An 8,330-nucleotide genomic window follows, 5' to 3' on the forward strand; every position below is an offset into this window, starting at 1 on the left:
CACCGGCGCCCATGGAGTGCCCCATCACGTACACGCGCTTTGCATCGATGGCGTACTCACGGCCGAGCACTGCCAGAAGCGAATCGAAATGGACCGCGCTCGTCATGAACGGTGTGGTGGCCGGTGACACGAAGACCAGGTCATTCTCCCGTGCCAGCCGCGCGGCGACACCGCGGCCGTAGGCATCGGCGAACATGTTCTCGTCGCCGCCGGCACCGTGCAGGGCGATGAGCACACCCACGGCGCGTGATCTCGCGGCCGTTGGCGCGATGACGCGCATGGGCACGAGTGTGCCGTTCGTGCCGCGATAGCTGCGCCACATATCACCGGCGACCAGGCGGTACGGGTTCCGTCCCTTTTCCAGCGCCGCCACTTCGGCGGTCACCGCGCGCGACAGCGCGGCGGGCTCCGAAAGAAACTCGGCGCTGCGCTCGGCCGACACCGTGTCCACCAGCAGTCGTACGCGCGCCGACGCCGAGGCAATGGCTTGGGCGAGTGCGCCGGTGCTGTCGAGCTTGGCGAGACGCGCGAGCAGTGCACTTCGTACTTCGCGCGCCGGCTTACCGCCAATCGTCACGTTCGCGGGGAGGGCGCGACGTTCGTAGCGGTACTGCGGGTTGGCGAGCGTGATGGCGGTATCCATCATCGCCGCCGTAGTGGAAAAGCGACCGCCGAAGAAGCTGAGCGTGGACCGATCGAATATGCGATTGAGCGTCGCACGCGTGCTGTCGGCGAGCGTGCCCGCTGAGTCGGCCGCCGAATACGCGCCATCCATGAGCAGATAGCGCCATGCGAGATCGGCACGGGTTGTGGTACCGGCCTGTGGGCTCTGTGCACCGGCCAGAGACAGAGGGGCGGCGGCCGCCAGGAACATGAGTGTACGTGAGAGTCGCAACATGCGGGAAATGTGGTGCAGACTCGGCGGGAATGCGATAACGTCTCTCCCATGTCGATCCTTACCCCGCTCTACGCCGCCGCGTTCAGTCTTTCCACCCTCGCCGTGCAACCGCCGCCGGCGTCGACGCGTGCCAGCGACTATCTGTACCTCTGGGCCTCATCGGCCGACAGTACGGCACCGGACTTTTTGGCCGTGTACGATGTGCGCGACGGTGGGAAGAGCGATCGCTACGGCGCGCTGGTCACCACTCTCCCCGTTCCCGGTCGTGGTCACCGCACCCATCACACCGATCATGCGCTGGCGGCCGACCGTCAGCTATTCGCCAATGATTTCGGCTCCGGCGAGTCGTACGTGTTCGATCTCACGCGGCCCAGCGCGCCCCGACTGGTCAAGCAGTTCGAGGACGTGGGCGGGTTGATGCATCCGCACAGCTTCTGGCGGCTCCCCAACAACAACGTGCTTGCCACGTTCCAGATGCAGCACGATGCCGAGGGGATGGCACCGGGCGGTTTGGTGGAGATGACACCGCGCGGGGATGTGGTGCGATCGTCATCGGCAAAACAGCCGGGTGTGGATCGTCGTGTGCGCCCCTACTCGGCGGCCATTCTTCCGGCCGTCGACCGCGTCGTGGTGACCACCAGCGACATGGACAACCGCGACACCACACGCGCGCTACAGTTCTGGCGCCTGTCCGACCTGTCGCTGCAGCACACCATCGAGTTGCCGCCGGGGCCGCGCGGTGACGAGGGCTATCGCTCGGCCGAGCCCCGCATATTGCGCGACGGCAAGACGGTGATGGTGAGCACCTTCAACTGCGGTCTCTACCTGCTCGAAGGCATTGCCGGCAACAAGCCCACCGCGCGCCTCGTGCATGCCTTCCCGCGCAAACCCGGGACGTCGTGCGCCGTACCGGTGGTGGCGGGCAACTACTACCTCATCACGGTGCCGGCATGGAGCGCGGTGGTGAGTCTCGATGTGTCGGATCCGGCGCACCCGCGCGAGGTGTCGCGTGTGTCATTGGGCTCCAACGATGTGCCGCACTGGATTGGGATCGAGCCCAATCACCAGCGGGTGGTGATCACGGGGTATCAGGCCATGAAAACCCGCGTGATCCTGGCCAATTTCGATGAACGCACCGGGAGGTTGTCGCTCGATGATCGCTTCCGCGGCCCCGGCAGCGAGGTGGGGATGCGCATGGAAAACACCGCATGGCCACACGGTGGGAACGGTGCGGCCGTGCCGCACGGCGCGGTGTTCAGTGTTCCCGCTGGCGATACTGTGTCGCTGTCTCCATCGCAGCGGCAGGTGATGGCCGTGGTCGATTCGGCCATGGCCGCGATCAATCAAGGCGACATGATCGCCCTGTCGAATCTCATGACCGACAGCGGGCAGGTCTACGCGGCGCGTGAGCGCGACGGCGCGCCCTCGTTCGTTATGCGTACCGCGGCATCGCAACGCGCCACGGGGCGCCGCGCGCCCATCATCGAGCGCGGGTTCGATGCGGAGGTACGCATCGCCGGTACGTTTGCGTCGGTCTGGTTGCCGTATGACCTGTGGGCCGAGGGGAAGTGGTCACACTGCGGTGTCGATCAGTTCACGCTCGTGCGGGTCGGCACGACGTGGCGCATCGTGAACCTCACCTACTCGGTGGAGCAGCCGCCGGTGTGTCACATGCATCCGGATGGTCCGCCACCCGGGTACAAGCCGCCGGGTTTCTGAGCGGCGAATGTGACCGCGCTCAAGACGCTCGGTGCCGCGCTTACCGCCGTGACAGCTTGCTGTCTTCGAGAACGAGCGGGTAGACGTAGCCGGCGCCGAAGTCCCGATCGAGGCGCAGCGCGCCGGTGATGGTCACGGTGTCACCCACCGCCACACGGTCGAGCGATGTGGCCGTCAGATCGTGCGTCCCCTTGGCGGCACTGCCGCTGCCGTCCTGGATGTGAATCCAGTTTTTCCCCATCACGCCCTCGTTGTATTTCACCACCACGCCACGCACGGTGACGGTGGTGCCGGCGAGGCCCTTCTGCTGCGCGTGCACTTCACCGATGGTGCGCGCGTTGGCACCGGTGGCTTTGCTGATACGGCCGATGCCGGCGTCGACGGCGGCTGGTGTGCCCACCTGGTCCGCGTTGGTCATGGCATCGGGGGCGGACCCCGTCGACGTTTGCGGGGTGGTACCAGGCGGTTCGAGGGCGCCGAAGTAGATGCGCGCGAACGTGCGGCTCAGGGTGGGCGACTGGAAGTTCTCCATGAGCATCACGTTGTACACCGTGACCGACTTGCCCACCGCGAGCGGTTCGTTGTTCACGGCCGCCCACACCTCCCCGTTGTCCGTGTCGAGGCGCACGTACACATACGGGCCCACGGGGATCTGCTCGCGCAGCGTGCCCGTGAGGGTGCTGCCGGGGGCGATGGCCGGCGCCGCCGTCGCGCCGGAGGTCGCGCTGGCGCTGCTCGCCGAGGGGGATGCCATACCCTTCGCCCCATCGGGCGATTTATCGGCACAGGCCACGGCAAACAGCAGGACACCCGGAAGAACCACACGACGCATGATGGACTCGGCAAGAACGGAAGCGACGCGGCGAAGACGCACGGCGCGTCCCACCTGCTGCATGAACATAACGGAGCAGGGGTCCGGTTCCTCTCACAGTGTCCTCCCCCCACGCGCTAGCTTCCCGTGATGTCCATGTCCTCCCGCCCGCTCGCCGTCATTACCGGTGCCACCTCCGGCATCGGGAACGTCTTCGCCCATCGCCTGGCGGCCAGCGGTCACGATGTGCTGCTGGTGGCGCGGGATGCCGCCCGTCTCGACACCGTCTGCGCCGAGCTCGGCACGGCGCACGGCATCCAGGCGGAGGCGCTCGTTGCCGATTTGTCCGATGATGCCGATATCGCCCGTGTAGCCGACCGTTTGCGCCACGAGTCGCGACTCGCCACGCTCGTGAGCAACGCGGGCTTTGGTACGCGCGGCACCATCGAAACGGCCGACCCCGCGGGACAGTCGCGCATGCTGCGGTTGCACGTGCAGGCCACGCACGAACTGGTGCACGCGGTCCTGCCGGGGATGCTGGCCCGTCGCAGCGGCACCATTATCGTGGTGGCGAGTGTGGCCAGTTGGTCACCCACCGCTGGCAACGTGAATTACAACGCGACCAAAGTGTATCAGCGCATGTACTGCGAGGCGCTGGCGCACGAGCTGGTGGATACGGGCGTCTACGTGCAGGCGCTCTGTCCAGGCTTCACGTACACCGAGTTTCACGACCGGCTGGGGAGTGGCCGCAAAGGCATTCCCGGGTGGGCGTGGCTACCGGCCGAGCGAGTGGTGGACGAAAGTCTCGCCCAAGCGAAGGGCCGTGGTGCGGTGGTGTGTGTGCCCGGCAAGCGCTTCAAGCTGATCGTGTTCCTGCTCAAGTACGCGCCCTGGATGCTTGGCAGCCTGCGCCAGCGCTATCGCCGGGACCGGTTGAACGTCACGCCGCAGTAGCGGTTACCCATCGGGTATCGGGCCCTTGTCCTCATCGAAACCTCACCTCTCCAGCCCTGTGTCCATGGAGCGCGAATCACCGGCGCCCACCGCCGCTCAGATCGAGACCCTGCAACAGGAAAACGCCCGGCTGCGCGCGCAGCTCGTGGCCATGCAGCAGCTCGCCCTCGCGCCGCGCGAACCGGTGAGTCTGGCCCAGCGTCGCTGGGTTGGACGCGGCATCCAGCTACTACTCGTGCTGTTCGGTGTGGCCGCCGGCGCCGCGTACGTGAGATACAGCGACGCTGGGTTCATGCGTGATGCACGTGCCGGGTACAACGACGCGATGCGTCGCTGAGGCGGGCTCACACGGTCCGTTGTTTCCACGCCCCTCGGCGGAAGAACACGGCGCTCAGCACGGCCAGTGCCGTATAGGCACCCACCACGGCGACGAAGACCCCGCGCCACGCGAGTGATGTGCGCTGCGACATGTACCAGGCCAGTGGCAGCTGCACGAGCCAGAACACCACGAAATTCATCCAGCTCGGTGTTCTGGTGTCGCCGGCTCCGTTGAAGCTCTGCTCGAGCACCATTCCGAGGGCGTAGAGTGGGAAGCCCAGCGACATGGTACGCAGGCCGTTCACGCCCACCTCGCGTACGGCACTCACGTCACTGAACCACCCCACGAGCGTTGGCGCGGTGAACCAGAAGAGCACACCGGTAAGCCCCAGCACGAGCATGTTGATGCGCGCGGCCGCCCACACCGCCTGCTCGGCGCGATCCGGCTTGCCGGCACCGAGCGCCTGCCCCACCATCGTCGCGGCCGCTGCACCGACCCCGTATGCCGGCATGAGGGCGAAGAGCAGCACGCGAATGGCGATGGTGTAGCCCGCGACGGCAGTGGCGCCGAACGTGGCGATGAGGCGTACGAGCGCGATCCAACTCATCGAACTCAGTGCCACCTGTACGGTGCCCCACCCGGAGAGGGTGGCGATGTGCATCATCGTGTCGGGTTCCACGCGGACATGCCGGCGATGCACCCGCAGGTTGCCGGCACCGCCGTGCAGGTGCCACAGTGCCCAGAGGAAACCGACACCGCGCCCTGTAACCGTCGCTACGGCGGCGCCCTCGAGCCCCAGCCGTGGAAACGGCCCCACACCGAAAATGAGACACGGCGCGAGCACGATGTTGATCGCGTTGCCGAGCACGAGCACGCGCATTGCCACGGCGGCATCACCCGCACCGCGAAACGCCGCGTTGATGAGAAACAGCAGGAACACCGCGCTGCTGGTGCCAAGCGAAAGGCGGGTGAAGCCGGTGCCCATGCGCAGCACCTCGGCGTCGGCCCCCATGAGTGCGAGGAGCTCGGGAGTGAAAATGGCCCCGGTCACGCCCAGCACGAGCGACAGGAAGAGCCCGAGCAGTAATCCCTGTATCGCGGCACGGGCCGCACCGTCGGCGTCCTTTTCGCCGATCCGACGCGACACGGTGGCGGTCACGCCGATGCTCAGTCCCATGGCGACGGTGTAGATCACCACCATGAGCGACTCGGTCAACCCGATGGTCGCGACGGCGGCGGGGCCGAGACGCCCGACGTAGTACGCATCGACCACCGCGAAGATGCTCTCCATGGACATTTCGAGCACCATGGGCACCGCCAGCAGAAAGATCGCGCGACCGATCGCTCCTTCGGTGTAGTCGTGCTCGGCCCCACGAACGGCGTCACGGATGTCGTGCCACATGCTGACGGGCGACGGATTCCCGGAGTCCGGACTATCCGCGGTCTCCGTGGATTCTGATGCAGCTTTCACATGCGGATACCGAGACGACCTCGACCGTCACCGGCCGCCGGGAAAATCGGCCGCTCGGGGTGACAACCGGGGAGTACAGGATTTCAGGCGAAACGTGGAAAATGGGATACCGCAAGGCCGGGCACCATCCCCGTCAGCACCGGACGAGTCTGGTTATTCGCGGTGGAAGGTCGTAAACTCGCAAAGCACGCCGCTGGTCTCACATTCTCATGCTCATGGCCTCTGGACATCCTGCCGACGATACCCCGGATCCGCTCCCGCCCTCCGGGGAAATGGCAGCGCTTCCCGCGTTGTCGGACGCGCAGCTGGCATCGGCGGCCGACGTCGTTCTGATCCAGGCCTTCTATCGGCGCATCTTCGAATCCCTGCCGGCGCAGCTCGCTGTCTTCTCACCGCAGGGCGTGTACGAGTACGTAACGCCGAGCGCCATTGCCGATCCTGTGGTGCGGGAATGGATCATCGGGCGCACCGATGCGGAATTCGCGGCGTTCCGGAAGCTGCCGCCCGATGTGCCGGCGCGGCGCATGGAGACCATCGCACAGGTCGCGAGGGAAGGGTCGACCATCACGTTCGAGGAGAGCTTCACCTCCCGTGATGGTGATCAGCGCTGGTTCCGTCGTTACGTGACTCCGGTGAAGGATGCCAACGGCAACGTACAGCACGTGCTCGGTTACGGTATCGACATCACCGAGCAGCGACGGGCCGAGGATCAGTTGCGTCATGCGCAGAAGATGGAGGCCGTCGGTCGGCTTGCCGGTGGCGTTGCGCACGACTTCAACAATCTCATTACCGTGATCGGCGGATTCGCCGAAACGCTCGATGGCACGTTCGACGCGGACGATCCGCGGCAGGAAGCGGTCCTCTCAATTCGGGAAGCGGCCAGCCGCGCCTCGGGCCTTACCCGTCAATTGCTGTCGTTCAGCCGGCGGGCACCGATCGAACTCACCACCCTCGATGTTCATGAGGTGGTGCTGGATACGGTGCACCTGCTCGAGCGCGTCATCGGCGAGAAGATCCGCGTGTCGTTGGCATTGCACGCCGCAAAACATCACATCCGTGCCGATGCGGGACAGTTCAAGCAGGTGCTGCTCAATCTCGTACTGAATGCACGCGATGCGATGCCAAACGGTGGCGACCTGCGCATCGTGACGCGCAAGGCATCACCGCAAACCCTGCGTGACCTGAACCTCGACGCAACCCGACAGGGATATCTCGAACTCGAGGTCACGGATACGGGCGTGGGGATGACGAGTGACACGATGGCCCGCGTGTTCGAACCGTTCTTCACCACGAAGGGGCCCGAGAAGGGAACCGGGCTCGGGCTGTCCACGGTGTACGGCATTGTGTCGCAGATCGGTGGGCAGGTCACGGTAAGCAGTCTCCTCGAGCGTGGGAGCACCTTCCGCGTGATCGTGCCGGCCTCGGCGGCACCGTCCGGCAAATCGCGCGACGATCACGAGGCCACCGCGTTTCCCGGCGAAATGGCGACCCTGCTCGTGGCCGAAGACGAGGACGGCGTACGCCTGCTCGTCACGCGCATCCTGCGCGCACAGGGCCACCGCGTGCTCGAGGTCTCGAGTGGGACCGACGCCATGCGCGTCGTTGAGACACACGATGGGCCCATCGACCTGCTGGTGACCGATGTCGTCATGGGTGACTTCGGCGGGCGTACGCTGGCCGATGCGGCACGCGTCGTGCGCCCCCAGTTGCGGGTGTTGTACATGAGTGGCTACCCCGACGAAGACAACCTGCTCGATGTGGAGAACCCCACCGAATCCTTCCTCAAGAAGCCGTTCACGGTGGAAGCGCTCAAGACGCGTGTGGATCTGCTGCTGCGCACCGCCGTAAACACGGCGCGCGGCGAATAGATCGCGCGTTAGATTCGCGTCATGCTCCGCTCCCTGATGGCATCGTCCGCAGCCGCCGCGGTGATGGCGGCCCCCCTGATGCACGCGCAGCCGGCACCGCGCCGTTTCCCAGTGGACACGGCGTCGGTTGCCACGGTGCACGCCGCGTTCAAGGCCAAGCGCCTTACCTGTCGCGCCCTCGTTCAGCAGTACCTCGCGCGCATCGAGGCGATGGATAAGCAGGGGCCGGCGATCAACAGCATTGTGCTGGTCAACGCCGAAGCGGTGGCGGTTGCCGACTCCCTCGACGC

At 65.9% G+C, this 8,330-nt stretch carries 7 protein-coding genes and 1 pseudogene; 5 read left to right on the plus strand and 3 right to left on the minus strand.

All coding sequences use genetic code 11. The features are described 5' to 3' along the window. A partial coding sequence (locus ACIQ6O_RS09625; RefSeq protein ID WP_396207575.1) for a hypothetical protein occupies positions 1–898 on the minus strand: 898 nt, incomplete at its 3' end. Between the two features lie 48 nt (positions 899–946). On the opposite strand from ACIQ6O_RS09625, the gene ACIQ6O_RS09630 reads away from it, so the two are divergent. Beyond that, positions 947–2,617 carry a hypothetical protein gene (locus ACIQ6O_RS09630; RefSeq protein ID WP_396207576.1) on the plus strand — a complete coding sequence of 557 codons (1,671 nt, stop codon included), beginning with the start codon at positions 947–949 and terminating at the stop codon, positions 2,615–2,617. A 40-nt stretch (positions 2,618–2,657) separates the two neighbouring features. Here the strand turns inward: ACIQ6O_RS09630 and ACIQ6O_RS09635 are convergent, their stop codons facing one another. Then, on the minus strand, positions 2,658–3,512 hold the full coding sequence (locus ACIQ6O_RS09635) for a nucleotide-binding protein (RefSeq protein ID WP_396207577.1): 855 nt from the start codon (positions 3,510–3,512) through the stop codon (positions 2,658–2,660). 66 nt (positions 3,513–3,578) lie between these two features. On the opposite strand from ACIQ6O_RS09635, the gene ACIQ6O_RS09640 reads away from it, so the two are divergent. Beyond that, positions 3,579–4,382, plus strand: a complete 804-nt coding sequence (locus ACIQ6O_RS09640) for an SDR family NAD(P)-dependent oxidoreductase (RefSeq protein ID WP_396207578.1) — start codon at positions 3,579–3,581, stop codon at positions 4,380–4,382. Between the two features lie 58 nt (positions 4,383–4,440). Next, on the plus strand, positions 4,441–4,719 hold the full coding sequence (locus tag ACIQ6O_RS09645; protein WP_396207579.1) for a hypothetical protein: 279 nt from the start codon (positions 4,441–4,443) through the stop codon (positions 4,717–4,719). A gap of 7 nt (positions 4,720–4,726) precedes the next feature. Here ACIQ6O_RS09645 and ACIQ6O_RS09650 read toward each other — a convergent pair whose 3' ends face one another. Continuing rightward, a complete protein-coding gene (locus tag ACIQ6O_RS09650; protein WP_396207580.1) occupies positions 4,727–6,103 on the minus strand; it encodes an MATE family efflux transporter in 1,377 nt (458 codons plus the stop codon). Positions 6,104–6,381: 278 nt separating this feature from the next. On the opposite strand from ACIQ6O_RS09650, the gene ACIQ6O_RS09655 reads away from it, so the two are divergent. After that, positions 6,382–8,040, plus strand: coding sequence for an ATP-binding protein (locus ACIQ6O_RS09655; protein ID WP_396207581.1), 1,659 nt, complete (start codon positions 6,382–6,384; stop codon positions 8,038–8,040). A 21-nt stretch (positions 8,041–8,061) separates the two neighbouring features. Next, positions 8,062–8,330 (plus strand): annotated as a pseudogene (locus tag ACIQ6O_RS09660) (amidase); the annotation flags it as partial.

This window comes from Gemmatimonas sp. (genome assembly GCF_044345575.1).
In the GTDB taxonomy this organism is placed as follows: Bacteria; Gemmatimonadota; Gemmatimonadetes; order Gemmatimonadales; family Gemmatimonadaceae; genus Gemmatimonas.